General features: G+C 72.9%; 25 protein-coding genes and 1 pseudogene. 16 read left to right on the forward strand and 10 right to left on the reverse strand.

From position 1 onward, the window contains the following. Positions 1 to 97 (forward strand): annotated as a pseudogene (locus ABT041_RS35675) (ABC transporter permease); the annotation flags it as partial. Here the strand turns inward: ABT041_RS35675 and ABT041_RS35680 are convergent. Continuing rightward, positions 55 to 1,029 (reverse strand): hypothetical protein, encoded by a 975-nt coding sequence (locus tag ABT041_RS35680; RefSeq protein ID WP_351192465.1) that lies wholly within the window; start codon positions 1,027 to 1,029, stop codon positions 55 to 57. The pseudogene ABT041_RS35675 and the gene ABT041_RS35680 sit on opposite strands and share 43 nt — an antisense overlap. A gap of 232 nt (positions 1,030 to 1,261) precedes the next feature. On the opposite strand from ABT041_RS35680, the gene ABT041_RS35685 reads away from it, so the two are divergent. The 4 genes from ABT041_RS35685 (at position 1,262) to ABT041_RS35700 (ending at position 3,599) form a co-directional block, all read left to right on the forward strand. Further along, a complete protein-coding gene (locus ABT041_RS35685; RefSeq protein ID WP_351192468.1) occupies positions 1,262 to 1,954 on the forward strand; it encodes an aspartate/glutamate racemase family protein in 693 nt (230 codons plus the stop codon). A gap of 375 nt (positions 1,955 to 2,329) precedes the next feature. Continuing rightward, positions 2,330 to 2,614: a hypothetical protein gene (locus ABT041_RS35690; protein WP_351192470.1), complete on the forward strand. Its 285-nt coding sequence runs from the start codon at positions 2,330 to 2,332 to the stop codon at positions 2,612 to 2,614. Positions 2,615 to 2,658: 44 nt separating this feature from the next. Beyond that, entirely contained in the window at positions 2,659 to 2,970 is a 312-nt protein-coding gene (locus ABT041_RS35695; protein WP_351192472.1) for a DUF2087 domain-containing protein, read from the forward strand. After that, entirely contained in the window at positions 2,967 to 3,599 is a 633-nt protein-coding gene (locus ABT041_RS35700; RefSeq protein ID WP_351192474.1) for a LysE/ArgO family amino acid transporter, read from the forward strand. Before ABT041_RS35695 ends, ABT041_RS35700 begins: the two co-directional genes overlap by 4 nt. A gap of 29 nt (positions 3,600 to 3,628) precedes the next feature. On the opposite strand, the gene ABT041_RS35705 is transcribed toward ABT041_RS35700, so the two are convergent. Genes ABT041_RS35705 through ABT041_RS35715 form a run of 3 tightly spaced genes read right to left on the reverse strand, consistent with a single transcriptional unit; the run spans position 3,629 to position 6,344 of the window. Then, complete coding sequence (locus tag ABT041_RS35705; protein ID WP_351192476.1) at positions 3,629 to 4,294, reverse strand: TetR/AcrR family transcriptional regulator; 666 nt, start codon at positions 4,292 to 4,294, stop codon at positions 3,629 to 3,631. Between the two features lie 44 nt (positions 4,295 to 4,338). Continuing rightward, positions 4,339 to 5,469: an MFS transporter gene (locus ABT041_RS35710; protein ID WP_351192479.1), complete on the reverse strand. Its 1,131-nt coding sequence runs from the start codon at positions 5,467 to 5,469 to the stop codon at positions 4,339 to 4,341. Continuing rightward, positions 5,466 to 6,344, reverse strand: coding sequence for a pirin family protein (locus tag ABT041_RS35715; RefSeq protein ID WP_351192481.1), 879 nt, complete (start codon positions 6,342 to 6,344; stop codon positions 5,466 to 5,468). The genes ABT041_RS35710 and ABT041_RS35715 overlap by 4 nt, the downstream gene beginning before the upstream one ends. 133 nt (positions 6,345 to 6,477) lie before the next feature. On the opposite strand from ABT041_RS35715, the gene ABT041_RS35720 reads away from it, so the two are divergent. The 4 genes from ABT041_RS35720 (at position 6,478) to ABT041_RS35735 (ending at position 8,198) form a co-directional block, all read left to right on the forward strand. After that, the gene (locus tag ABT041_RS35720; protein ID WP_351192484.1) at positions 6,478 to 7,062 is read left to right on the forward strand and encodes an NADPH-dependent FMN reductase; all 585 of its coding nucleotides are present in this window, start codon (positions 6,478 to 6,480) and stop codon (positions 7,060 to 7,062) included. Beyond that, on the forward strand, positions 7,059 to 7,832 hold the full coding sequence (locus ABT041_RS35725; RefSeq protein WP_351192487.1) for an MBL fold metallo-hydrolase: 774 nt from the start codon (positions 7,059 to 7,061) through the stop codon (positions 7,830 to 7,832). Before ABT041_RS35720 ends, ABT041_RS35725 begins: the two co-directional genes overlap by 4 nt. 76 nt (positions 7,833 to 7,908) lie before the next feature. After that, positions 7,909 to 8,049: a hypothetical protein gene (locus tag ABT041_RS35730; RefSeq protein ID WP_351192490.1), complete on the forward strand. Its 141-nt coding sequence runs from the start codon at positions 7,909 to 7,911 to the stop codon at positions 8,047 to 8,049. 14 nt (positions 8,050 to 8,063) lie between these two features. Beyond that, on the forward strand, positions 8,064 to 8,198 hold the full coding sequence (locus ABT041_RS35735; RefSeq protein WP_351192493.1) for a hypothetical protein: 135 nt from the start codon (positions 8,064 to 8,066) through the stop codon (positions 8,196 to 8,198). 118 nt (positions 8,199 to 8,316) lie between these two features. Here the strand turns inward: ABT041_RS35735 and ABT041_RS35740 are convergent, their stop codons facing one another. Continuing rightward, positions 8,317 to 8,622, reverse strand: coding sequence for a hypothetical protein (locus tag ABT041_RS35740; RefSeq protein WP_351192495.1), 306 nt, complete (start codon positions 8,620 to 8,622; stop codon positions 8,317 to 8,319). 26 nt (positions 8,623 to 8,648) lie between these two features. Further along, entirely contained in the window at positions 8,649 to 8,813 is a 165-nt protein-coding gene (locus ABT041_RS35745) for a hypothetical protein (RefSeq protein WP_351192497.1), read from the reverse strand. Between the two features lie 284 nt (positions 8,814 to 9,097). On the opposite strand from ABT041_RS35745, the gene ABT041_RS35750 reads away from it, so the two are divergent. Next, on the forward strand, positions 9,098 to 10,621 hold the full coding sequence (locus ABT041_RS35750; protein ID WP_351192500.1) for a chitinase: 1,524 nt from the start codon (positions 9,098 to 9,100) through the stop codon (positions 10,619 to 10,621). A 201-nt stretch (positions 10,622 to 10,822) separates the two neighbouring features. Here the strand turns inward: ABT041_RS35750 and ABT041_RS35755 are convergent, their stop codons facing one another. The 3 genes from ABT041_RS35755 to ABT041_RS35765 all read right to left on the reverse strand — a co-directional run bounded on the left by ABT041_RS35755 (position 10,823) and on the right by ABT041_RS35765 (position 13,897). Continuing rightward, on the reverse strand, positions 10,823 to 12,808 hold the full coding sequence (locus ABT041_RS35755; RefSeq protein ID WP_351192502.1) for a calcium-binding protein: 1,986 nt from the start codon (positions 12,806 to 12,808) through the stop codon (positions 10,823 to 10,825). Between the two features lie 153 nt (positions 12,809 to 12,961). Next, on the reverse strand, positions 12,962 to 13,168 hold the full coding sequence (locus ABT041_RS35760; RefSeq protein ID WP_351192504.1) for a hypothetical protein: 207 nt from the start codon (positions 13,166 to 13,168) through the stop codon (positions 12,962 to 12,964). A 3-nt stretch (positions 13,169 to 13,171) separates the two neighbouring features. Then, the gene (locus ABT041_RS35765; RefSeq protein WP_351192507.1) at positions 13,172 to 13,897 is read right to left on the reverse strand and encodes a PIG-L deacetylase family protein; all 726 of its coding nucleotides are present in this window, start codon (positions 13,895 to 13,897) and stop codon (positions 13,172 to 13,174) included. Positions 13,898 to 14,038: 141 nt separating this feature from the next. Here ABT041_RS35765 and asnB point away from each other — a divergent pair, with 141 nt between their 5' ends. From asnB to ABT041_RS35795, 6 genes are all read left to right on the forward strand, one after another. Beyond that, positions 14,039 to 15,844 (forward strand): asparagine synthase (glutamine-hydrolyzing), encoded by a 1,806-nt coding sequence (gene asnB, locus ABT041_RS35770; protein WP_351192509.1) that lies wholly within the window; start codon positions 14,039 to 14,041, stop codon positions 15,842 to 15,844. 109 nt (positions 15,845 to 15,953) lie between these two features. Then, on the forward strand, positions 15,954 to 16,874 hold the full coding sequence (locus ABT041_RS35775) for a PrpF domain-containing protein (protein WP_351192512.1): 921 nt from the start codon (positions 15,954 to 15,956) through the stop codon (positions 16,872 to 16,874). A gap of 105 nt (positions 16,875 to 16,979) precedes the next feature. Then, complete coding sequence (locus ABT041_RS35780; RefSeq protein ID WP_086832434.1) at positions 16,980 to 17,726, forward strand: SDR family oxidoreductase; 747 nt, start codon at positions 16,980 to 16,982, stop codon at positions 17,724 to 17,726. A 26-nt stretch (positions 17,727 to 17,752) separates the two neighbouring features. Then, entirely contained in the window at positions 17,753 to 19,318 is a 1,566-nt protein-coding gene (locus tag ABT041_RS35785; protein WP_351192515.1) for a class I tRNA ligase family protein, read from the forward strand. A 153-nt stretch (positions 19,319 to 19,471) separates the two neighbouring features. Further along, the gene (gene mshA / locus ABT041_RS35790) at positions 19,472 to 20,752 is read left to right on the forward strand and encodes a D-inositol-3-phosphate glycosyltransferase (protein ID WP_351192577.1); all 1,281 of its coding nucleotides are present in this window, start codon (positions 19,472 to 19,474) and stop codon (positions 20,750 to 20,752) included. A gap of 217 nt (positions 20,753 to 20,969) precedes the next feature. Continuing rightward, on the forward strand, positions 20,970 to 21,170 hold the full coding sequence (locus tag ABT041_RS35795) for a hypothetical protein (RefSeq protein ID WP_351192518.1): 201 nt from the start codon (positions 20,970 to 20,972) through the stop codon (positions 21,168 to 21,170). Between the two features lie 114 nt (positions 21,171 to 21,284). Here ABT041_RS35795 and ABT041_RS35800 read toward each other — a convergent pair whose 3' ends face one another. After that, positions 21,285 to 22,337, reverse strand: coding sequence for a helix-turn-helix transcriptional regulator (locus ABT041_RS35800; RefSeq protein ID WP_351192520.1), 1,053 nt, complete (start codon positions 22,335 to 22,337; stop codon positions 21,285 to 21,287). Between the last annotated feature and the right edge of the window lie 123 nt (positions 22,338 to 22,460).

Genomic DNA, 22,460 nt, shown 5'->3' on the forward strand with positions numbered 1-22,460 from the left:
CGGCCACAACGGCTGGCTCGCCCTCGCCTGGTGCCTCGCCCTCGCCGCCCTCGGCTACTTCTGGTCCAAGGCGGTGTTCAACCGGGACCCGAAGTAGGAACCGTGATCGCCCAGCAAGGCCCGTCGCGACCGCGACGGGCCTTCGCCGTGCTGCGGTACGCAGGCGGGGCACGTGGTCTCGTCGGCGACGGGGCGGAAGAGGGTGGTCTGCGCGTGGTCGCCGGAGCACTCGCGGGTGCCTCGGAGGCGGGCGGAGACCGTCTCGTGGGATGTGCGGGGGGACGGGATGCTCAGGGACGGCAGTTCCCGGCGGGGTACGTCACGGAGGAGGTACCGGACGAGGCCACCGGGCCGGTGCACGGGCGTCCCGTCGCCGGGGAGGCCGCGCACGATGTGCGCGTGGACGTCGGTGGACGTGTGCCCGGCGTCGAGCCAGCGGGCGGCGAGGCGGGCGAGTTCGTCGCGCATGCCGGGCGGGATGTGGCGGAGGGCGGGGGAGAGGAGGGGGAGCGCGCCGATGAGCGCGCGGGCGTCTTCGAGACGGGGGGAGCTGTCGGCCGTCTCATCGGCCCTCGGGGGAAGGTGGGAGGTGTCTCCCACAGGGTCTTTCTCTGGATGACCGTCGGCCGGCGGGGCTGTCGGCCGACCGACGACCGGTTTGCGGGGACTCGGTGCGACCTGCGAAGACGCCGGTACGGGTTCGCGGGCGAGGAGCTTGAGGGCCTGGTCGGAGGTCAACGGCGTGCTGGACACGAGCTGTTGGGTGGACCAGTGGCCGCCGGCGCCCTGCACCCGTCGCTCGTGGACGAAGCCCTCCTCTTTCAGCTGACGCTTGGCGCGCCCGAAGGCGGTTGCCCCGATCCGGGCACGCTCGGCGGTGCGGGAGAGGGTCTCGCGGGCGTCGTGGGGGAGGGAGAGCTGCCAGGTCAGGAGCCGAACGGCGTCGGAGGAGAGCCGGGGATGGCGAATGATGTCGTGCGAGAACTGGGTGAAGCCGCGGGCAGGCGCGTTAAAGTGCCGGTAGATCACGGGTGGAGGTCCGTCCACTGGTGGTTGAGGCCCTCGCCGATGGCTGCGAACCATCGACGGGGGCCGTTTTGCGTGACCGTAGCGCCCGAAACGCCCCGGAACGGCCACGGTGGGTGAAGAGCACCCGTGTGGGTGACGGAAGGTCTTGTCTCGGGGACTGACCGACTCCGAGCGAGGCTTATGCGCAGCGGCCTGCCATCCTCAACGCCTCGTGCTGATGAGGGGTGTTGCAATGAAGACGATCGGGCTGATCGGCGGGATGAGCTGGGAGTCGACGGCGGAGTACTACCGGTTGCTGAACGAGCTCACGCGCGACCGCCTCGGTGGACTCCACTCGGCGCGGTGCGTGCTCTACTCGGTGGACTTCGCGGAGATCGAGCAGTTGCAGGTCCAGGGCCGCTGGGCGGAGGCGGGCGAGATCCTGGCGGCGGCCGCCCGGTCCCTTGAGGCGGCCGGCGCGGACATGGTGCTGATCTGCACCAACACCATGCACAAGGTCGCGGACCAGGTCGAGGCGGCGGTGTCCGTTCCCCTGCTGCACCTGGCCGACGCCACCGCGGAGGCCGTACGGGCATCGGGTCTGCACCGAGTCGGCCTGCTGGGCACGGCGTTCACCATGGAGCAGGACTTCTACCGGGGCCGCCTGGAAGCCGGCGGACTCACGGTGCGCGTCCCGGACGCCGCCGGGCGGGCGGAAGTCCACCGGGTGATCTACGAGGAACTGTGCCTGGGCGTGGTGCGGGAGGAGTCCCGCGCGGCCTACCAGACGGTCATCAAGGACCTGGTCGCCGGCGGCGCGGAAGGCATCATCCTGGGCTGCACGGAAATCGAGCTCCTCATCGGCCCCGGGGACAGCCCGGTCCCGGTCTTCCCCACGGCCCGCCTCCACGCCGAGGCGGCGGTACGGGCGGCGGGGTCGGAGTAACGGTGGGGGGCACCCGGGTTTGAGGGTGCGGGTCTATGGGGTCCTCGGTGTGATCCGGCTTCGTGGGCTTCTGGTGCGGCCGCCCTCTTTCCGAGTGTGGCGGCCTCCACCACCGCGTCAAGGGCAAGTCGGCTCCGCCGACGGGCTGCGCCCACCCTTGACCCGGCGGCGGAGTCCGCCTTTTCACACTCGGAGGGCGGCCGGGGGGCGGGGCCGGCGGAAGCCAAGCTGTGCGGCGCCCGCATCCGGCTCGTCGCCGTGTGACGTGGCCGCAGGTGCGGGGCCCTCGCTCCAACGGCCCCGTCGTCGTGCGCCGTGGAAGTGGGGCTGGTCTGCTGGTCGGGATCCCTTTCCGGACGTGACAGGAGCAGTGCCATGCGCAAGGGCGTCGTCGTCACCGTCGAGATTCCCGGCGGGACGCAGGAGCAGTACGAGCAGACCACGAAGCTGATCCAGGCCGCGGAGTGGTTCCCGCCGGCCGGGTTCATCGCGCACGCGTCCGGGCCCGACGGGAGTGGTGGGTGGCGGACCACGGACTTCTTCGAGTCCGAGGAGGACTTCCTCGCCTTCGTGGAGAAGGCCCGGCCGTTCTTCGAGCAGACCGGGACCCGGGAGTTCATTCCGAGGGTGCAGCACGTGGTGAACGTCGTGACGCGCTGAAAATGCTTTGCGGGGTGGGGGTCCGCGGCGCCACGCTCTCCGGCATGACCAGTCATCCCGCCGTCCGCCCCGTCGCGGACCTGTTCTCCGTCGACGGGCGTCTCAGGGCGATCCCGCGCAAGCCCGCCCGTCGTGAGGCGCTGCTCGCGCACCTCGCCGAGACGCTCTTCGAGGCCGGCCGGACCTACCGTGAGTCCGAGGTCAACGAGGCGCTTCTCGCCGTGCACGAGGACTTCTCGGCGCTGCGCCGTCATCTGGTGACCGGCGGGTTCCTCACCCGTACGAAGGACGGCGCGGACTACCGCCGACAGCAGCGGCCCGGCTCCCCCGGAGGCGCGATCCCCGCCGTCGCGTGACGGCCGCGGTGGTGGCCGGTCTGCTGGCCGGCTACGGCATCGCGATCCCGGTCGGCGCGGTCGGCGCCTACCTGGTGGCCGTCACGGCCCGGGCCGGTTGGCGTACGGGCTCCGGCGCGGCGCTCGGCGTCGCCACGGCCGACGGGGTCTACGCGCTGCTCGCGGTGGCGGGCGGCTCCGCGCTCGTGCCGGTCCTCGCTCCGGTGATGACCCCGCTGCGGTGGGCGTCCGCCGTGGTGCTCGTGGTGCTCGCGGTACGGGCCGGATGGGGGGCGGTCGCCTCGTACCGTACGGGCGGGCCGGCCTCGCGTGACGACGGGGGCGCCCTGACGCCGGGTCGCGCGTACCTCACGTTCCTGGGGATCACGATCCTGAACCCCATGACGGTGATCTACTTCGCCGCGCTCATCCTCGCCACGGGTCCTTCCGCCCCCGCGACCCCCACGGATCGCTCCGCCTTCGTTCTCGCGGCGGTCGTCGCCTCCGCGAGCTGGCAGCTGTTCCTCGCCCTGGGGGGCACGCTTCTGGGCCGGACCCTGACGGGTGCCCGGGGGCGGCTCGGCACGGCGCTGGCGTCGAGCACGCTGATCGTCGTGCTCGCGGTGCGGCTCGTCGTGCAGGGCGGTTGAGCCGTCCGGTCGAACCGGTGGGGCCGGCGTCAGGCGCGCGCGTACCGCGCCAGGAACAGGTCCACTCCCGAGCTGATCACCCGCGTGAGCTCCGCGTCGTCGATCTCGGCGTCCGGGGAGAAGGTACGGACGAGCTGCGGCACTCCCACCGTCGCCGCCACCAGCTGCTGCACGGCGAGCGCCGGGTCGGGCGCGTCGAGGGTGCCGCGGGCGTTCAGTTCGGTGAAGGCCTCGACGAGCGGGCCGTTGTTCATGTCGTAGCTGACCCGGTACCAGAGCTGGCCGAGCTGCGGGAAGCGGTCGATCTCGCCGATGACCAGGCGGCGCAGCGACATGATGTCCGGGCGCAGCAGGATCCGGGCCCAGTCGGTGGTGAGCCGGACGAGCGCGGCCCGCAGGTCGGGGGCGTCGGCGATGGTGGAGTTGGAGGGCTCCAGGTCGGCGTACGTCTTCGGCAGGACGCCGCCGATGACGGCGAGGAACAGGCGTTCCTTGCTGCCGAAGTGCTTGTAGATCGTCGCCTTCGAGACGCCGGAGCCGCGGGTGATGGCGTCCATCGACGCCGCCGAGTACCCCTCCGCGAGGAACTCCGCGAGTGCCGCGTCGATGATCGCCTGGCGCTTGCGGGAGGCGGCGTCGGCGGGGTCCGGGATGATCGGGATGCCGTACTCGTCGATCGCGTCGGAGGCGTCCATGGCGGTGGTCCTTCGTTCGGTGCGTCCGGTGGCGGCGGGCCTCACTATATGAACTGAACGGTTTGGTCTGCAAAGGCGGCGAGGGCGGGGCCCGCCGCGACGCCGATCAGGAACGCCAGGTTGAACAGGCCGATCGCCAGGCCGTGCCGGGCCGTCGCGAGGCCCGCCGTCGCCTGGCCCGTGAGCAGGCCCTGGCCGCCGGCCGTGACGAGCGCGCTCGTCCCCGAGCCGAGCAGGACGGCCACCGACCAGGGCGCGGCCACGGCGAGGACCAGGGCCAGCGCCGAGCCCAGCGCGAGGACCGCCTTGAGCCGGGCAGGGCCCAGCGCCGGGGCCGCGCGCACCAGCTGCCACGACAGCAGCGCCCCCGCGAGCGCGGCGACGGACGCGAACGCCCCCGTCTCCACCGCGCCCCAGCCGGTGAGGGCGGCGACACGGCGCGGAGCCGCGTACAGCAGGGCGAAGTTGACGGTGGAGACCGCGAGCATCAGCGCGGCGGCGGCGAGGAAGCGGCGGTCGCGGAGGATGTCCAGGGGGAGGAGTGAGGTCGTATCCCCAAGGGGGAGGCGCGTGGTCGTACGGGTGGAGTCGTCGGCCCCCGGCTGCTCCCCGGTCGCCAGGCGGAGCACCGGGCGCAGGGAGAGCAGGCTCAGGAGGGGGAGGATCAGGGCTCCGCGCCAGCCGACCGCGCCCGCGACCGCCGCTCCCGCGAACAGGCCGACGGTGCCGCCGGCCGCGCTGCCGATCGCGACCAGTCCCGGGAGCCGGCCCGAGCGGTCCCGGCCGGCGAGTTGGAAGGCGGCGACGTTCAGGCCCGCCGCGCCCGCCGCCTCCAGGGCGCGGCCCGCGATCGCCAGGGGCAGGTTCGGGGCGAGGAGCACGAGGAGGGCGCCGAGGGCGACGAGGACGGCGGCGGCCTCGACGACCCCGCGGGAGCCGCGCCGCCGCCCGGCGGTGGCCGAGAGGAGCGGGGTGCCGGCCGCCATGCCGAGCCCGAACGCCGTCATCAGCCAGGCGGCCGACGCGGGGGTGACGGCGAGGGCGCGGGCGGCCTCGGGGAGGGCGAGGCTGGGGCCGGAGACGCCCATGGAGGCGGGGGCGGCGAGCGCGGCGAGGAGGAGGCCGGTACGGGCGGGGGCCTGCCGTTCCGTCAACGGTTCCGACAGGGCCGTCATACCGGCATCCGGCCCATCAGGCCCTGCCTGAAGTCACGCTCCGCCTGACGGAGTTCCTCGGCCGTGTTCATCACGAACGGGCCGCTGCGGGCCACCGGTTCACCGATCGGCTCGCCCGTCAGGACGAGGACCTCGGCCGCGGACTCCCGGGCCTCGACCGTGAAGCGGTCGCCGTCGTGGTCGAGGACCGCGAGGTGGCCGTCCGGGAGGTGCTCGCCCGCGACCGTGGCCTCGCCCCGCATCACGTACACCATCGCGTTGTGCCCCGCCGGGGCGACGAACGCGGCGCTGCTCCCCGGGGCGAGCCGCCCGTGGGCGACGAGTACCGGCGTACGGGTCTCGAAGGGGCCGGTCACGCCGTGGCTGGCGCCGGCGAGGACGGTCAGTTCGGCGCCCTCCGGGGTGACGGCCACGGGCAGGTCGGCGGCCTCCGCGTTCTGGCTGCGGGGCGGGACGCCCTTGAGGTGGGCGGGGAGGTTCAGCCAGATCTGCAGCATGTGCTGCCGGCCGCCCGAGGCGAGGAACTCCGTTGTGGGCAGGGCCTCGTGGACGATCCCGGACCCGGCGGTGAGCCACTGGACGCCGCCCGCGCGGACGACGGCGCGGTGGCCGCGGGAGTCGGCGTTCGCGATGTCGCCGTCGAGGACGTACTGGATCGTCTCGAAGCCCCGGTGCGGGTGCGGGGGAGCGCCCTTCGCCTCGCCGGGCGCGAGCTCGGCCGGGCCGACCTGATCGATCATCAGGAAAGGGTCGACGAACGGGAGTTCCGCGGTGGGGAACGGGCGGCGTACGGGGAATCCGGCGCCCTCGTAGGTGTGGAAGGGGTGGGCGGTGCGGGCGACGGCCCGCTCTGTCGTGCGTGCGTCGGTGGCCATGTCCCGAATGAACTACACCATTCAGTTCACTGTCAAGACTGAACTGTTTGGTTGACAGACTGAACCGATCGGTTTAGCTTCGTGGTCGTCGAGTCCGGCACCCGCCGGCTCACCCGACGAACGGGGGGTTCCCATGACCGCGTCCACGATCCTCGCCATCTCCGGCTCACTCCGCGCCGGCTCGCACAACACGCAACTGCTGCACGCCGCGCAGAAGTTCAACCCCGGCGTCCGGGAGATCGAGATCTACGAGGACCTGCGCGAGATCCCGCCCTACGACCTGGACCTCGACACCCCCGAACGGCGCCCGGCCGTCGTCGCCGAGCTGCGCCGACGGGTCGCGGAGGCGGACGGGCTGCTCATCGCCACGCCGGAGTTCAACTACTCCATCCCCGGCGTCCTCAAGAACGCGCTCGACTGGCTCTCCACCGACTGGACCAAGACCGAGGGCCTCCCGCTGCACCGCAAGCCCATCGCGATCCTCGGCGCCGCGCCCACGAACTTCGGCACGGTCCGGGCGCAGCTCGCCCTCCGTCAGGTCTTCGTCTGGACGGACAGCGACGTCGTCGTGAAGCCCGAGGTGCACGTCTTCCGCTCGCACGAGCGCTTCGACGCGGACGGCAACCTCACGGACGAGGCCACGATCGAGCTCCTCCGGGGCCTTCTGACCTCGCTCCAGGTCAAGATCGAGGCCTCGAAGGCGCAGGTGGCCGCATGAGCGCCCGCGCGGAGACCGTCACCGCCACCTACCTCGGCACCGCGACCGTCCTCCTCCGCATCGGTGACCTCACCCTCCTCACCGACCCCGCCCTCGACCCGGCCCCCGCCGACTATCCGGGCGCCCGCCCGCTCCACCGCACCACCGGGCCCGCACTCGCGGCCGCCGAACTCCCGCCCGTCGACCTGGTGTTGCTCTCGCACGACCAGCACGCCGACAACCTGGACGTCGCCGGCCGCGAGCTGCTCACCGGGGCCGGGCTCGTCCTCACCACCGCCGAGGGCGCCGAACGCCTCGGCGGGCGAGCGGAGGGCCTCGCCCCCTGGGAGAGCCGGACGGTCACCGTCGGGGCCACGAGCGTCACGGTCACGGCCACCCCCGCGCGGCACGGCCCCGAGGGCACGGAGCAGGTCACGGGCCCCGTCATCGGCTTCGTCGTCGCGTACGAGGGCGGCACGCTGTACGTCTCCGGGGACACCGTCCGGCACGGCGCCCTGGCGGAGATCGGCGAGCGCTTCCGCGTCGACACGGCCTTCCTCCACCTCGGCGACGCGCACTTCCCGTCCACCGGCGACCGGGCGTTCTCGATGAGCGCGAGCGAAGGCGCGGAACTGGCCCGCACCCTCGGCGCCCGAACGGTGATACCGCTGCACTTCGACTCCTGGACCCACCTCGCGGAGGACCCGGCCCGCATCACGGAGGCCTTCGCGGCTCCGGACCTGGCGGGACGGCTGCGGCGGCTGCGGCCGGGGGTGCCCGAAACCCTCTGAACGGGATGGCTGAAAACATGCGATGATCACCTTCAACTGTCGGCAGGAGGCCGACATTTGAAGGGGGAGTACCACCATGCGCATCCCGCAGCGGATCGCCGCGGCCATCGCGATCGCCTTCACGGCGGCGGGCCTTGCCTTCGCCGCCGGCGCCGCGACCCTCCCGTCCTCGGGCGACAGCGTCGTCCTGGCCGGCAACGTCAGCAACTGCCCGTGAACCCAGGGGGATTCATGAACATCCGGGTCCGTCTCGCGGTGGCCTGTGCCACCGCCGTCGCCGCCTTCGGTCTCGCCGCCGGCGTCGTCGTCTTCCAGTCGTCGGGTGACACGCTGGTCCTGGCCGGCAGCATCTCCAGCTGCCCGTGACCGTCATCGAGTGACCCGCAGGATCGTCATCGCTCGGCGCACGCGATCGTCGCCGAGCAGGCGCTCGCGCGCCGCCGTCCGGCCTCCTCCGTCTCGTGCGGGGGAGGCCGGACGTGTGTCAGCGGGTCTTTCGGGCGCCGCTCGCCGTCAGCGCCACCGTTCCCGCCACCGCCAGGACCGCCCCCGCCGCCAGGACCCCGCGGTGGGAGCGCCAGGAGAGGACCGACCAGCTGGAGCGGGCGGACAGGAGGGAGCCGAGGCTCGCCCAGGAGCCGACCGAGGCGATCGAGGCGGCGGAGCCGATCGAGCCGACGGAGAGGAAGGAGCCGACCGAGCCGATCGAGAGGGTCGATCCGACCGAGCCGACGGACAGGAACGAGTCCCGCGACCAGAGCGACAGGGAAGAGCGCGAGTGTCGGGTCATGGGGTGATCCTAGGCGGCGGGACGCGTCAGCCCGCGCAGGCCGGGAGGAACTCCAGGCCCTCCGGTGTGCCGAAGCGGAGGACCGCCAGATAGGCCTCCGGGTAGTCGCAGCCGAGGTCCGTCCACTGGAGCGCGAGGACGGTCCAGACGACGAACGCGCCCACGAGGAACCACCGCCAGCCTTTTGACATGTACGCCAGCTACCCGGCCGGCCCGCGGAGGAACCGCTTCCGAGGGCGGGGGGCCGGAGCCTGGCTCGCTGGACCAATCCGGCGCCGTCCGCGCATCGCCCCAGCGCTCGCCGCGACTCGCTGGATGCACCACGCAACAAACGATGAAATTGGTCTAGTCCAAGTTTGGTCCAGGCCATTGACGCGGTCGTGGTCGCGGGGGTTTCTTCGGATCCCAACAGTCGTGCGCCCCAATGGCGTTGGCGCACGCCGCTCCCCGCACCCCCCACAGACATGGGATCGCCATGAGACGACGCGTACGTTCGCTCCGCTCGGCCCTCACCGCCGCCGTGACCGCCGTGGCCGCCCTCGGCCTCGCCACCACCGCCACCGCCCCCGCCCAGGCCGCGACCCCGCTCCCGGCCAGGGTCTTCGCCCCCTACTTCGAGTCCTGGACCGGCGAGAGCCCCGCCGCCCTCAGCGCCCAGTCCGGCGCCAAGCACCTCACGATGGCGTTCCTCCAGACCGCCACGAAGGGCTCCTGCACCGCGTACTGGAACGGCGACACCGGCCTGCCGGTCGCCCAGTCCTCCTTCGGCGCCGACATCGCGACCATGCGCTCCCGCGGCGGCGACGTCATCCCCTCGTTCGGCGGCTACACGGCCGACACGACCGGCACCGAGATCGCCGACAGCTGCACCGACGTCGACCAGATCGCCGCCGTGTACGAGAAGGTCATCACGACCTACGACGTCACCCGGCTCGACATGGACATCGAGGTCGACTCCCTCGACAACACCGCGGGCATCGACCGCCGCAACAAGGCCATCAAGCGCGTCCAGGACTGGGCCGCCGCCAACGGCCGCCAGGTCCAGATCTCGTACACCCTGCCGACGACCACCCACGGCCTCGCCGCCGGCGGTCTCGCCGTGCTCAGGAACGCCGTCGCCAACGGCGCCCGCGTCGACGTCGTCAACCTGATGACCTTCGACTACTACGACAACGCCGCGCACGACATGGCCGCGGACACCAAGACCGCCGCCCAGGGCCTCTACGACCAGCTCGCCGCGCTCTACCCCGCCAAGACGCCCGCCCAGCTGTGGGGCATGGTCGGCATCATCGAGATGATCGGCGTCGACGACTTCGGCCCGGCCGAGACCTTCACCCTCGCCGATGCCCGTACCGTCTACGACTGGGCCGTCTCCAAGGGCATCAACACCCTGTCGTTCTGGGCGCTCCAGCGCGACAACGGCAGCTGCCCCGGCGGCGCGGCCGCCGACGGCTGCTCCGGCATCCAGCAGAACACCTGGGACTTCTCGCACGTCTTCGCCCCCTTCACCAGCGGGACGACGACCCCGGCCGACGACTTCGCGGTGACCACCACCCCGGCCGCCGCCACCGTCACCGCCGGGGCGTCCACCACGACGACGGTGAAGACGGCCGTCACCGCGGGTACGGCGCAGACGGTGAACCTCACGGTCAGCGGCCTGCCCGCCGGTGTCACCGCCACCCTCAGCCCCGCCTCGGTGACGGCCGGCGGCTCGTCGACCCTCACCCTGAACACGACGGCGGCCACGGTCTCCGGGACGTACCAGATCGTGGTGAACGGGGCGAGCGCCTCGGCCGGTCACGCGGCGGTGTTCGCCCTGACCGTCACCGGCGGCGCCACCCGGTGCACGGCGACGCCGTGGGTCTCCTCCGCCGTCTACACGGGCGGCCAGCAGGTCTCCCACAAGGGCCACACCTGGAAGGCCAAGTGGTGGACGACCGGCGAGGAGCCGGGCACCACGGGCGAGTGGGGGGTGTGGCAGGACCTCGGGGCCTGCTGAACCCGCCTCCGGCCGGACCGGGGCCCGCGTCTCCTCGTCGTCGAGGCGGACGGGGCCTGGTCCATGGAGCCCCGCCCCGGGGGCAGCGGGGGCTTCTGGTCCCGGTCGGGGCGCCAGGGCGAGGCCCTCGGCGCCCGCTGACGCCCCGTACGGAAGAGGGGCCCGGAGTCTTCGCGACTCCGGGCCCCTTGCCGTGAGGGGTCACGGGCAGCTGACGCGGATGTCGCCCGAGTCCGTCGTGCAGGTGTCGGTGTTGTAGCCGCCGTTCGCGGTGTCGTTGCCCGCGACGCCGTCGACGGTGTTGAGGCTGTCGCTGCCGTAGTTGCCGAGGAGCGTGTCGCTGCCCGGCCCGCCGAGGAGCGTGTCGTTGCCGTAGCTGCCGTCGGCCCGGTCGTTGCCCGGCCCGGCGTGGACGGTGTCGTTCCCGAAGCTCGCGTTGATCGTGTCGTTGCCGCTGAGGGCGCAGATCACGTCGTTGTTGTAGCTGCCGTTGAGGGTGTCGCTGCCGCTGGTCCCGATGATCGTGCAGCCGCGGTTGTTGTTCACGGTGGTGGTGCGGGTGGCCGTGTTGTTGCCCGTCGCGGTGTCGGCCGGTGTCGTGGTGACCGTCGCGGTGTCGGTGAGCGTGCCGGTCCGCGAGGGCTCGGCGACGATCGTCACCGTGGCGGTGGAGCCCGAGGTGCCGGCGGGGTTGAGCGTGCCGATCGCGCAGGTGACCCGGCCGGTGGTGACGGTGCAGGTGCCCCGGTCGGTGGTCGCCGACAGGATGGTCGCCGTCCCCGTCAGGGTGTCGGTCAGCTGGACGTTCGTCGCCGCGGTCGTGGTGCTGTTGTTCGCCACGCCGACGGTGTACGTGGCGGTGTCGCCGATGCTGACCGTGGCGGGCCCGTTCTTCGTCACCGCCACGTCCACGTTCGCCGGCGGCTCGACGCCGCCACCGCCCAGGTAGCGGGCCAGGGCCCGGTCCTCGGTGGAGCTGACGTCCTCACCGGCGAGCCCCGCCGCGACGATCTTGCCGTCGGGCTGCACCGCCACCTGCGCGGCCTGGTCCTCGGGGCCGCCGAAGTCGGTGGTCACCCGGCCGTCGCCGCCGAAGTCCGGGTCCAGACCGCCTCCCGTGTTGTACCGCGTCAGCGCGAAGTCGCCGGCGTAGGTGCCGGCGGCGACGATGCGGCCGTCGGACTGCAGCGCCACGTCCGCCGCACCGCCGTCCTCCGGCCCGAAGGAGGTGGTGACGACGCCGTCGCCGTCGAAGCTCGTGTCCGGAGCACCGGCGGCGGTGAACCGCCGCACCAGGAAGGTGTTCCCGCTCTTGCCGGCGGTGACGATCCTGCCGTCGGCCTGCAACGCCACGCCCTCCGCGGATCCGGTGCCGGTGGTCACCCGGCCGTCGCCGTCGAAGGTCGCGTCCAGGGTGCCGTCGGGGTTGTAGCGGGCCAGAGCGACGCCGTCCCCCACCCCGGCGGCGAGGATCTTGTCGTCGGGCTGGATCACCAGATCGCGAACCCAGGCACAGCAGCCGGCACCGAACGTTCCGGTGACGATGCCGTCGCCGTCGAAGGCCGGGTCGGGGACGCCGGAGGCGGTCCAGCGCACCAGCGACCACACGCCCCCGCTCGATCCACCGGCGACGATCCTGCCGTCGGACTGGACGGCCACCGCCTCAGCGATCTCGATCTGGTCGACGTCGACGTCCGTGAGCACCCGGCCGCCCTCGCCGAAGGTGGTGTCCAGGCTGCCGTCGCCGTTGTAGCGGGCGGCCGCGAAGGAGCTGTTGGCGGCGATGTCGGTGGACGCGCCGACCGCCACGATCCTGCCGTCGGGCTGAAGGGCCACGCCCCGGCCCTCTTCGTTGGCGCCGAAGTCGGTGGTGACGATCCCGTCGCCGCCGAAGGTCGTGTCCAGCGTGCCGTTCGGGTTGTACCGCGTCAGCGTGAAGTCGCCGGAGGTGTCGGGGCCGTAGCCGTCGCCCATCGTGACGATCTTGCCGTCGGGCAGCACGACCATGCCGTCGGCGCCCGCGTATCCGCCCAGGTCCGTGACGACCCTGCCGTCGCCGTCGAAGGTGGCGTCCAGATCGCCGGGCGCGGCCGTCGCCGCGGCGGGCAGGCCCAGGACCAGCGCCAGGGCCGCGACGCCGGCCGCGCCGGCGCGCCGGGCCCGGCGCCAGGGGGGTTGCAGGGGCATGCGAGACCTCTCCGTCCGTCGGAAGCTGCGGGGCCACAGCTTTCTGCGACGGCGACGGACGAACGGTCCACGGCGGGCCGGACTGCGCCTACTGGACGGCGCCGCACCACCCCCAGGGGTGAGGGGCACCCGTGCCTCACGCGTTCGCGCTCCTCAGGTCCACCAGCCGAAGCGCTGCTTGAGTTCGTCGTCCTGCCGCTTCTGCTCCTCGGCGGCCGCCTTGATCGCATCGGAGAGCGGGCCGGTCAGGTGGTCGGCGAGGGCGCGGGAGGCGAGGACGAGGTCGTCGAGGAGCGGACGAAGACCGCCGGCCAGGGAGGCGCCGAGGGTGCCGCTCGCACGCGTCCCCAGGGGCGGCAAGGCTCAGTCGATGTGGACGATCTGGAAGGCCTCCGCCATGCGGCCGGGGGGCAGGCCGCCGGCCGTCGCGTGTTCGCCGAGCCAGGTGCGCAGGAGGCCCGCCAGGTCGTCGAAGTGGGCGGTCTGGGAGGTGTGGATGCGCAGGGCCTCGACCTTGCGGTCGAAGACGGACGTGACGTCGACGTACTGGTTGGGGGTCGGCCCGGTCATCAGCCACAGCTCGTGGACGATCCACGGCTCCAGGCCCTCGTCCTTGAGGAGTCCGGGGTGGGCGAAGGGGTTGCGGGCCTCGGGGTAGACGGCGCGCAGACAGGCGTCGCCGACGGCGCGGTGGTCGGGATGGAGGTCGGCGACGCGGGCCCAGTTGATCTCGGGGGACGGGATGATGGCACGCTGCGGCCGTACTTCGCGGATGACCCGGCACAGGTCGCGGCGGAGCTCCACGGAGGGCTCCACGAAGCTGTCGGGGTAGCCGAGGAAGCGCACGTCGGCGACGCCGCTGAGCTTGGCGGAGTGGACCTGTTCGGCTCGGCGCAGGTCCGCCATGGCCTGGCGGGGGAGCGCTTCGTCGTAACCGCCCGCGCCGCCGTCCGTGACGATGCAGTACGTGACGCGGGTGCCGCGCTCGATCCACTGCATGACGGTGCCGCTGACGCAGAACTCGATGTCGTCCGGGTGTGCGGCCACGACCAGCAGGGACTCGGGGGCCGTCCGGTTGAAGTCCTCCATGGGGCCAGCCTGTTGGGGTGGCGAGGGCGTCGCAAGGCCAACTCGTGGCGTGAACAGGACATGGCACTTACGCGCCATTCAAAAACTTGGTAGATTCAAATCATTGGGTAATCCGGGTGACGTGCTTGGAGGGTGACCGGTATGTGCAGGATCCTCGGCTCCTTCGCCGCCGGGGCGGACCGCCCCGAGCCGGCCCAGCTCGCGGCGGTCTCCGCCCGCCAGCGCCACGGCGGCCCCGACGAGCACCAGGTGCTCAGCGGGCCCGGCTGGTCGCTCGGCTGCGACCGGCTCGCCGTCACCGACCCCTGCGGCGGACAGCAGCCCTACCGGCTGCCCCACCTGCCCGGCATCCTCGCCGTCCTCAACGGCGAGATCTACAACCACGCCGAGCTCCGCCGCACCCTCGCCGCCCGCGGCCACCGCTTCCCCGACCGCTGCGACGGCACCGTCCTCCCCGCCCTCTACGCCGAGTACGGCCCCGCCTTCGCCGAGCACCTCGACGGCATGTTCGCCGTCGCGCTCCTCGACCTGCGGCCCGGCTCCACCCGACTCGTCCTCGCCGTCGACGACATGGGCATGAAACCGCTCCACCTGCACCACGACCCGCACGACGGCTCCACCCGCTTCGCCTCCGAGATCCCCGCGCTCCTCGCCTTCGAAGGCGTACGGATCTCCCCGCGCGAGGACGCCCTCGACACCCTCCTCGCCACCCGCACCTCCTTCTCGACGCACACCGCGCTCGACGGGGTCGACGTCCTGCCGCCCGGCGCCACCGCCCTCATACGGCCCGGCGCCGCCCCCGTCGTCCGCCGCCGCGGCCCCCACCGCGCGACGCCCGTCGGCGACACCCAGGACGTCCTCCGCCGCGAGGTGCGCCGGCTCGCCCGGGCCGAGGTGCCCGTCTGCGCCGTCACCTCCGGCGGCCTCGACTCCGGACTCGTCACCGCCCTCGCCGCCGAGCACGCCCGCGAGACGGACGCGCCGCCGCTGCACACCTTCCACCTCACCTACCGCGGCCGGTGGCCCGGCTCCGAAGCCGCCTACGCCCGCGCCGTCGCCCGCCGCGCCCGCACCGTCCACCACGAGGTCGCCGTCGACCCCGACGAGATCGGCTCGCTCCTCACCCGGACCGTCCGCCACCTCGGCCAGCCCAACGCCGACCCCATCACCCTCTCCACGTACGCCCTCTTCCGCGCCGTCCGCGAGAACGGCTTCACCGTGGCCCTCGCCGGGGACGGCGCCGACGAACTCTTCGGCGGGTACGACCGGATGCGGGCCGCGCTGACCGCGCCGGCCGGGGCGGACTGGGCGGGCGCCTACGCCGACGCGCTGTCGGCGGCCCCGCGGCTGCTCCGCGACCACCTCTACACCTCCAACTACCGCGCCCACATCGCCGATACGGGCTCCGCCGCCGACCGCATCGAGCAGGAGCTGCGCTCGGCGGAGGCCGTGGGCGCGGACCGGCTCACCGCGATGACCGCCTTCGAGACGCGCTGGCGGCTCCCCGCGTACCACCTGCGGCGCCTTGACCACCTGTCCATGGCCTGGGCCGTCGAGGCGCGGCTGCCGTTCTGCCAGCCGTCGGTGGTGGCACACGCCAGGTCCCTGCCGGTGGGGGAGCGGACGGGGAAGCGGGCGCTGTACTCGGCGGGCGCGGAGCTGCTGCCGTCCTCGGTCCTCCGCCGCCCCAAGCAGCCCTTCACCCTCCCGGTGGCGGCCATGCTGGCGCCCGGCGGGCCGCTGCTCGACCTGGTCCGCGAACTGCTGTCCCCTGCGCGGCTGGTCCTGGGCGGCAAGATCCGCGCGGACCGGGCGGCGAAGCTCCTGTCCCGGCACCTGGCGCACCCGAACCAGCACGACGCCCAGGCGCTCTGGGCCCTGGCGGTCCACGAACTGTGGACGGAGGTCGTCCAGGGCATGAGAATCCCGGTGGGCTGTGCGGCCTGACAACCCGGAACCTTCCCGCCCCGAACCCGCACCGGCTCCGACGGGTGCCGCGCCGTCTGGGGCCCGCACCCCGCGCCCGTGTGGGCAATCGTCCCGCAGGGCGGGACGGGTGGGCACACGGGACGGCGCCCTCCGCGGCGTCTCCGCGTTCCGCGCCGCAACGGCCCGAAGCGCGCCCGCAACGGAGGCCACCGTCGTCCGCGCCCTCGACGCGCCAGGGCCCACCCTCGTCGTGCGCGTCGACCAGCTGCCGCCCGGCGCACTCGGCCTGGGGTGCGAGCTCCGGCGGCTTCGGGACACCCTCGCCGCCACCCCCTACCCCCGCCTCAACAAGTTCGCCCTGTTCGACCCCCTCGCCCTCCACTACCGCTTCGTCCAAGCCCTCCCCGACGGTTCCTTCGACTTCCGGGCCGGGTGCGGGCACTCCCTCCTCGCCTGTGTCGTCGCCGACGGGCGTTCCGGGCCCGTCACCGTCCGGTCCGTCACCACCGGTGACACCGTCCTGTGCGAGCCGGACCGTGGCGCCTACACGCTGAGCTTTCTCACCGCCCCCACCGCCCCCGGCGTCCTCCCCACCGGCCGCCCCGTCGACGTTCTCCAAGGCGGCGTCCCCGTCTCCCTCGTCCGCTACGGCAACCCCTACGTCTTCGTCGACGCCCGCCACCTCCACCCGACCGCCATGGAGCGGCAACTCCTCGCCCTGCGCGCCGAGGCCGCCCGTCTCCTCGGCCACCCTCCGACCTCCGCCCTCCCGAAGATCGCCGCCATCTCCCGTACCCCCGCCGGGCTCTCCGTACGGGCCCTCACCGTCGGCGGCTGGCATCCGCGGCTCGCGCTCACCGGTGCCGCCGCGCTCGCCGCCGCCGGGGCGATCGACGGGACCGTGGTGCCCGCCGTGGAGGCGCCCGTCCGTACCCCCTCCGGCACCGTCACGGTCTCCACCGCACCCGACCGGGTCCGGGTCCACCACAAGCGCGCCGAGGTGCTCGAAAGCCTCGCGCTGCCGTGGCGTATCCACGCAACGGCGTGAATGCGCACCCCTCTGACCAGGCCTTCGCCCCCATTCCTCTGCCACGCTGAAATGGATCGACCATCGGTATCCGTGGGACGTGGGACGTGGGGAGAGCAGACACACATGAAATTCGAGAATCTGCGTGTCGTCGTGACCGGGGCGTCCCGCTATTTCGGCCGCGCCCTCGCCGTCGGATTCGCGCATCTCGGCGCCGAGGTCTATGTGTCGGCGCGGACGGTCGAGGCCGCCGAGCGGACCCGCACCGAGGTGATGGGCTCGGCCCGTGACCGTATCCACGCCTTCGGCTGCGACCTGAGCCGGCCGGCCGAGATCCGCGAGTTCGCGGCCCGTGTCGGCGAACGCACCGACCGCGTCGACCTGTTGGTCAACAACGGCGCACGCTGGCTCGACGGCATGGACCTGGAGGCGGCCAGCGACGCCGAGATCGTGGAGACGATCGAGTCGACGGCCGGCGGCACGGTCCTCATGGTGAAGCACTTCCTGCCGCTGCTGCGCGGCTCGCTGCGGCCCGACATCGTGAACATGGTCGCCGTCCGCGACGCCGAGGGCGCCTCCGCCGCGACCGCCGGCGCCGCCCACGAGGCCTTCTGGGCGGCGAAGAGCGCCCAGGCCGGTTTCGCCGACATCCTGTCGCGCCGGCTGCGGCCCTCCGGGGTCCGCGTCTTCTCCCTCTTCCCGCCCGACTTCTCGACCTCGGACCCGCGCTTCGCGGAATGGGACGGATCGAATCCCGACGGAATAGCACCCGACGAGAAACTCACCACCCAGGCCCTTTTCGAGTGCATCGTCTACGCCGTCGAGCAGCCCCGCGACTGCTTCATCCGGTCCTTCCACTTCGAGCCCCGCTGACAGTCGTAAAACGTCAAGGAGGTCCCATGAGCACCCCCGTCTGGATCACCGCGACCCCTCCCGCCACCCACGGCGAACTCCACATCGGCCACCTCGCCGGTCCGTACGTCGCCGCCGACGTCCTCACCCGCTATCTGCGCGCCGACGGCGAGGCCGTCCGGTTCACCACCGGCACCGCCGACCACGCCAGCTCCGTCGAGGTCCGGGCGCTGCGCCACCACCGCAAGCCCGAGGAGGTCGCGGAGGGGTACCGGGCGGCGATCACCGCCGACTGGCTGCGGTCGGGCGTGGAGTTCGACCACATCGTGCGGCCGCGGCGCGACAAGGGCTACGGCCGCTGGGTGCAGGACCTCTTCGCGAAGCTGTACGCGCAGGGCGTCATCGCGCCCCGGACGCGGCTGCTGCCGTACTGCGAGCCGTGCGGCCGCTGGCTGCACGGGGCGCACGCCACCGGCACCTGCCCGCACTGCGGTGCGGCCAGCGACGGCGGGATGTGCCACGAGTGCGCCCGGCCCAACGACGGCGGGGACCTGATCTCGGCGCGCTGCGCGCTGTGCGACACCCCGGCGGTCGCCCGCCGCTGCCGCCGCCTGTACGTGCCCCTGGAGCCGTTCCGGGAGACGCTCGCCGACTACTGGGCCACCGCGGGACTGCCGCCGCGGCTCGCCGCCCTGTGCGAGTCGCTCGTCGAGGACGGGCTGCCGGACATCGCGGTCGGCCACCCCGCCGAGTGGGGTCTCGACGTGCCCGTCGAGGGCTTCCCCGAGCACCGCATCGACGGCTGCTTCGAGGCCGCCGCGATGCACCTCTTCGGCTACGACGTGAAGGGCCCGCTGCCGCGCCGCGCGATCCACTTCTGCGGCTTCGGGCACGCGTTCTGCCATGCCGTGCTGCTGCCGGTGCTGCTGCTCGCGCAGGACATCAAGCTGCCGCAGGACTTCAACGTCAACGAGTCGTACGTCATCGAGGAGGGCGTCCAGGAGGGCAACGTGTGGGCGCTCGACCTGCTCACCGAGTACGGCTCCGACACCCTGCGCCGTCACGTCCTGCAGGCCCGCCCGCTGGGCCGCCGCACGGTCTTCCAGCGGGAGCGGCTCGCGGCCGCCCGGCGCGAGCTGGACGAGAACTGGAACAGCTGGCTGTCCCGGCTCTTCTCGGCCGTACGGGAGGAGTGCGGCGGCCTCGCCCCGCAGGCGCTGCCCGGCGGCACCGGCTGGGAGATCCTGGAGCGGCGGCTGCACCGGGGAGTGGACGACCTGCGCGAGGCGTACGGCCCCGACGCGTTCGATCCGCGGCGGGCGGTCGCGGTCCTCGACGAGATGGTCCGCTCGGTGGCCGACTTCGGTCACGTCAACGCCCACGAGCGGTGCCGGCCCAGCACCTCCTGCCGTCATCTGCCCGCACTCGCGGCCCAGTTGGCGGTGGCGTCGGCGCTGTCGGCGTGGGCGCGGCCGGTGATGCCGGAGGGCGCGGACCGGCTGGCCTCGGCGCTGCGGGTGGAGTCGGGGCGTCCGGTCGACTGGCAGGCCCTGACGGGACCGCTGCCGGGGACCAGGCTGGCGCCGCCGTCGGGCCCGGTGTTCGGCTTCTGAACCCTGTAACTACTAAGCAACTAAGTACTCCAGTACTCCCGTACGAAGGAACTCGTCCCCTCCCCGTCGCGTGACCGTGCGCGCGAGCGACGCGCAGGGACACGCGGCCCCCACCTCCCCACACAGGAGCCCCACGTGTCCCTGCGCGTCGCCATGCTCAGCGTCCACACCTCCCCGCTCCACCAGCCCGGGACGGGGGACGCCGGCGGCATGAACGTCTACATGGTCGAGCTCTCCCGGGCCCTCGCCGAACAGGGCGCGGAGGTGGACCTGTTCACCCGCTGCCGTGGCGAGGGCGCGCCCCCGCTCGTCGAGCTCGCCCCGGGCGTGCGGGTCCGTCATCTGCACGCGGGGCCGCGCCGGGCGCTGCCCAAGGAGGCCATGCCCGATCTGGTGGTGCCGTTCTCGCTGGCCCTGCTGAAGGAGGAGCGGCGCTACGACCTGGTCCACTCGCACTACTGGCTCTCCGGGCAGGCGGGCCGGATCGCCTCGGTGGGCTGGCGGATACCGCTCGTCCACACGGCGCACACCCTGGCCCGGGTGAAGAACGCCTCGCTCGCGGAGGGCGACACGCCGGAGCCGGAGCTGCGGGTCAGGGGCGAGCACCAGGTGGTGGGCAGCGCGGACCGGCTGATCGCGAACACGGCGGACGAGGCGGAGGCGCTGCGTGAGCTGTACGGGGCGGAGGGGGCGCGGACCGAGGTCGTACGGCCCGGGGTCGATCTGCGGACCTTCCACCCGGGGGACGGGCGGGCGGCGGCTCGGGCCCGGCTCGGGCTTCCGGCGGAGGCGTTCGTGCCCCTCTACGCCGGCCGCATCCAGCCCATGAAGGGCCCGGACGTGCTCGTACGGGCGGTGGCGGAGCTGCTGCGGGAGGCGCCGGAGCTGCGCCGCCGGCTTCTGGTGCCGGTGGTGGGCGGTCACTCGGGTGCGACGGAGCGGGGCTCGGCCTGGCGGCTCGCGGAGGAGCTGGGGGTCACCGACGTCCTGCGGCCCTGTCCTCCCGTACCGCAGGAGCGGCTCGCGGACTGGTACCGGGCGGCGGACGTGCTGGTGGTGCCGTCGCGCAGCGAGTCCTTCGGTCTGGTGGCCCTCGAGGCGCAGGCGTGCGGGACGCCGGTGCTCGCGGCGGCGGTGGGCGGTTTGCCGACGGCGGTGTGGGACGGGGTGACGGGGATGCTGGTGCGGGGGCACGACCCGGTGGAGTACGCGCGCCGGCTTCGGTGGCTCGCGGCGCATCCGGACGCGGTGGAGACGATGGGCGCGGCGGCGGTGCGTCATGCGCGCGGGATGAGCTGGCGGGCGTCGGCCGGCCGGACCATCGAGGTGTACCGGGGTGCGCTTGAGCGGGGGGTGGGGCAGGGGCGGCGGCACGCCCCTGCCCCGGCGGCCTCTCTCTCCTGGAGGAACGAGAAGGCCGTAGCACAAGTCTAGCATCTCTTTTGGTTCGACCAAAGGTATGGCGAGCTACGGATGCCTCAATTCCGTTGTTCTGACGGCGCATTGACGCATCCACGCCATGGCGGGTCCACGCAGAGACAATCCCTGGATTCGCTTAGGGCGCCGGGACAGAATGGAGATGTCTTCAGGGAACGCCCGGCGGCACGGGCCCCCGGAAGACGGAATTGATATTCCAAGTCCTGGAGGAATCATGTCCGTTCAGCAGAACACCGGCATCCGCAAGGCGGTCCGCCAGCTCCTGGTCGCGATGGTGGCCTGTACGGCGGTCGCGGCCGGCGCCGCCTTCGCCGTCTCCCCCGACAGCGCCCCGGTCACCCCCCAGACCGTCGCCGGCGTCGCGGAGGACAACGGCTGGCCGGTCGCGCCGCCGAGCCCGACCCCCACCAACTGATCAGGATCACCGGGTAATTCCCCCAGGAATTCCGGAAGCACTTCTCCGCCGGGCCCCGCCATCGCTGCCACGATCGCGGGGTCCCGCGCGTTTTCGGAACACCCCGAAAAGACTTCAGTCCAGCCAGCCGAGCCGCACCGCCCGCGCCCCCGCCTCGAAACGGCTCGTCGCCCCCAGTTCCTGCATCAGCTCCGAGATCATCCGGCTGACCGTCCGCAGCGACACGCCGAGCGTCCGCGCGATCCGCTCGTCCTTCATCCCCGAGGCCAGCATGTGCAGCGCGGCCCGCTGCTGCTCCGAGAGCCCGTCGCCGCCCGCCTCCGCCACCGCCTCGTTCCCGTACGGGGTCGCCGTGTGCCAGCAGTGCTCGTACAGGCTCAGATACGGCCGTACCAGCGCACTGCCCCGCGCCAGGATCGCGCCCTCGCCCGGCTCGTCCGGCCGGATCGGCACCAGGGCGAACTGCTGGTCGGCGATGATCAGGTTCATCGGCACCACCGGCGCGAGCCGGATCTCCACCCCCAGCTCCGCCCGCTGCCCCAGGAACTTCTCCATCTGCGGGTCCGTGGCCTCCTGCCGCCCGTAGATGGCGCGCACCCGCACCCCGTTCGCGAGCTGCCGCCGGTCCCGGTCGAGCATCAGCTCCGGGTTCTGCCGGCCCGGCGTCCCCGGGTGCAGCGAGGCCGAACTCTCCTGCATCACATCGGTGATGTCCTCGATCGCCTGCTGAATCCTGCGGTAGTCGGTCAGCGCCTCCACATGCGCCTCCGCCCGGGTCAGCGCCTCGGCCCGCAGATAGGAGCCCGCCAGGATCTCGAGCGTGCTGTACGCCTCGTCCGCCTCGGCCAGGTGCTCCCGCAGCCGCTCCCGCTCCCGCTCGAGGAGCCGCAGCAGCGCGATCTCCGGGTCGATCGCCGCCACCGTGTCCGTCTCGGACCGCCAGCTGCCGTCCTGCACGGCGTCGATCGTGGCGTGCACCTGCCCCGTGGGCACGATCAGGCCCAGGGAGAGCAGCTCGCGGCGACATCGCTCGTACTCCTCCGGCGCCAGCCCCAATTCCCTGCGGACCTCCTCGAAGTCCGAGACGCCCCGGCGACGTAACTCCTGGTACACGGCCAGCAGTACGCCGCCCGTGGCGCCCCCGATGCCGTCGCCCGCGGTGACCATGGCGAAGTGACCCCCCTCATCCTCAGAGTCGCCCCGCCCTCACCCTGTCAACCGGCTCGGCGGGAGTCCGTCGTGTGCTTCCTGCGGCCCGCGCGGCCCCCCTGGGCCGCGCGCGTCCTCCAT

Source organism: Streptomyces sp. NPDC002825, from assembly GCF_040295385.1.
Classification (GTDB): Bacteria; Actinomycetota; Actinomycetes; order Streptomycetales; family Streptomycetaceae; genus Streptomyces.

What these genes read in the sequence shown, in the direction of transcription:
- ABT041_RS35685 (WP_351192468.1), top strand. Translation starts at nt 1,262, where the DNA reads ATGAAGACGATCGGGCTGATCGGCGGGATGAGCTGGGAGTCGACGGCG.
- ABT041_RS35690 (WP_351192470.1), top strand. Translation starts at nt 2,330, where the DNA reads ATGCGCAAGGGCGTCGTCGTCACCGTCGAGATTCCCGGCGGGACGCAG.
- ABT041_RS35695 (WP_351192472.1), top strand. Translation starts at nt 2,659, where the DNA reads ATGACCAGTCATCCCGCCGTCCGCCCCGTCGCGGACCTGTTCTCCGTC.
- ABT041_RS35705 (WP_351192476.1), bottom strand. Translation starts at nt 4,294, where the DNA reads ATGGACGCCTCCGACGCGATCGACGAGTACGGCATCCCGATCATCCCG.
- ABT041_RS35710 (WP_351192479.1), bottom strand. Translation starts at nt 5,469, where the DNA reads ATGACGGCCCTGTCGGAACCGTTGACGGAACGGCAGGCCCCCGCCCGT.
- ABT041_RS35715 (WP_351192481.1), bottom strand. Translation starts at nt 6,344, where the DNA reads ATGGCCACCGACGCACGCACGACAGAGCGGGCCGTCGCCCGCACCGCC.
- ABT041_RS35720 (WP_351192484.1), top strand. Translation starts at nt 6,478, where the DNA reads ATGACCGCGTCCACGATCCTCGCCATCTCCGGCTCACTCCGCGCCGGC.
- ABT041_RS35725 (WP_351192487.1), top strand. Translation starts at nt 7,059, where the DNA reads ATGAGCGCCCGCGCGGAGACCGTCACCGCCACCTACCTCGGCACCGCG.
- ABT041_RS35730 (WP_351192490.1), top strand. Translation starts at nt 7,909, where the DNA reads ATGCGCATCCCGCAGCGGATCGCCGCGGCCATCGCGATCGCCTTCACG.
- ABT041_RS35735 (WP_351192493.1), top strand. Translation starts at nt 8,064, where the DNA reads ATGAACATCCGGGTCCGTCTCGCGGTGGCCTGTGCCACCGCCGTCGCC.
- ABT041_RS35740 (WP_351192495.1), bottom strand. Translation starts at nt 8,622, where the DNA reads ATGACCCGACACTCGCGCTCTTCCCTGTCGCTCTGGTCGCGGGACTCG.
- ABT041_RS35745 (WP_351192497.1), bottom strand. Translation starts at nt 8,813, where the DNA reads ATGTCAAAAGGCTGGCGGTGGTTCCTCGTGGGCGCGTTCGTCGTCTGG.
- ABT041_RS35750 (WP_351192500.1), top strand. Translation starts at nt 9,098, where the DNA reads ATGAGACGACGCGTACGTTCGCTCCGCTCGGCCCTCACCGCCGCCGTG.
- ABT041_RS35755 (WP_351192502.1), bottom strand. Translation starts at nt 12,808, where the DNA reads ATGCCCCTGCAACCCCCCTGGCGCCGGGCCCGGCGCGCCGGCGCGGCC.
- ABT041_RS35765 (WP_351192507.1), bottom strand. Translation starts at nt 13,897, where the DNA reads ATGGAGGACTTCAACCGGACGGCCCCCGAGTCCCTGCTGGTCGTGGCC.
- asnB (WP_351192509.1), top strand. Translation starts at nt 14,039, where the DNA reads ATGTGCAGGATCCTCGGCTCCTTCGCCGCCGGGGCGGACCGCCCCGAG.
- ABT041_RS35780 (WP_086832434.1), top strand. Translation starts at nt 16,980, where the DNA reads ATGAAATTCGAGAATCTGCGTGTCGTCGTGACCGGGGCGTCCCGCTAT.
- ABT041_RS35785 (WP_351192515.1), top strand. Translation starts at nt 17,753, where the DNA reads ATGAGCACCCCCGTCTGGATCACCGCGACCCCTCCCGCCACCCACGGC.
- mshA (WP_351192577.1), top strand. Translation starts at nt 19,472, where the DNA reads ATGCTCAGCGTCCACACCTCCCCGCTCCACCAGCCCGGGACGGGGGAC.
- ABT041_RS35795 (WP_351192518.1), top strand. Translation starts at nt 20,970, where the DNA reads ATGTCCGTTCAGCAGAACACCGGCATCCGCAAGGCGGTCCGCCAGCTC.
- ABT041_RS35800 (WP_351192520.1), bottom strand. Translation starts at nt 22,337, where the DNA reads ATGGTCACCGCGGGCGACGGCATCGGGGGCGCCACGGGCGGCGTACTG.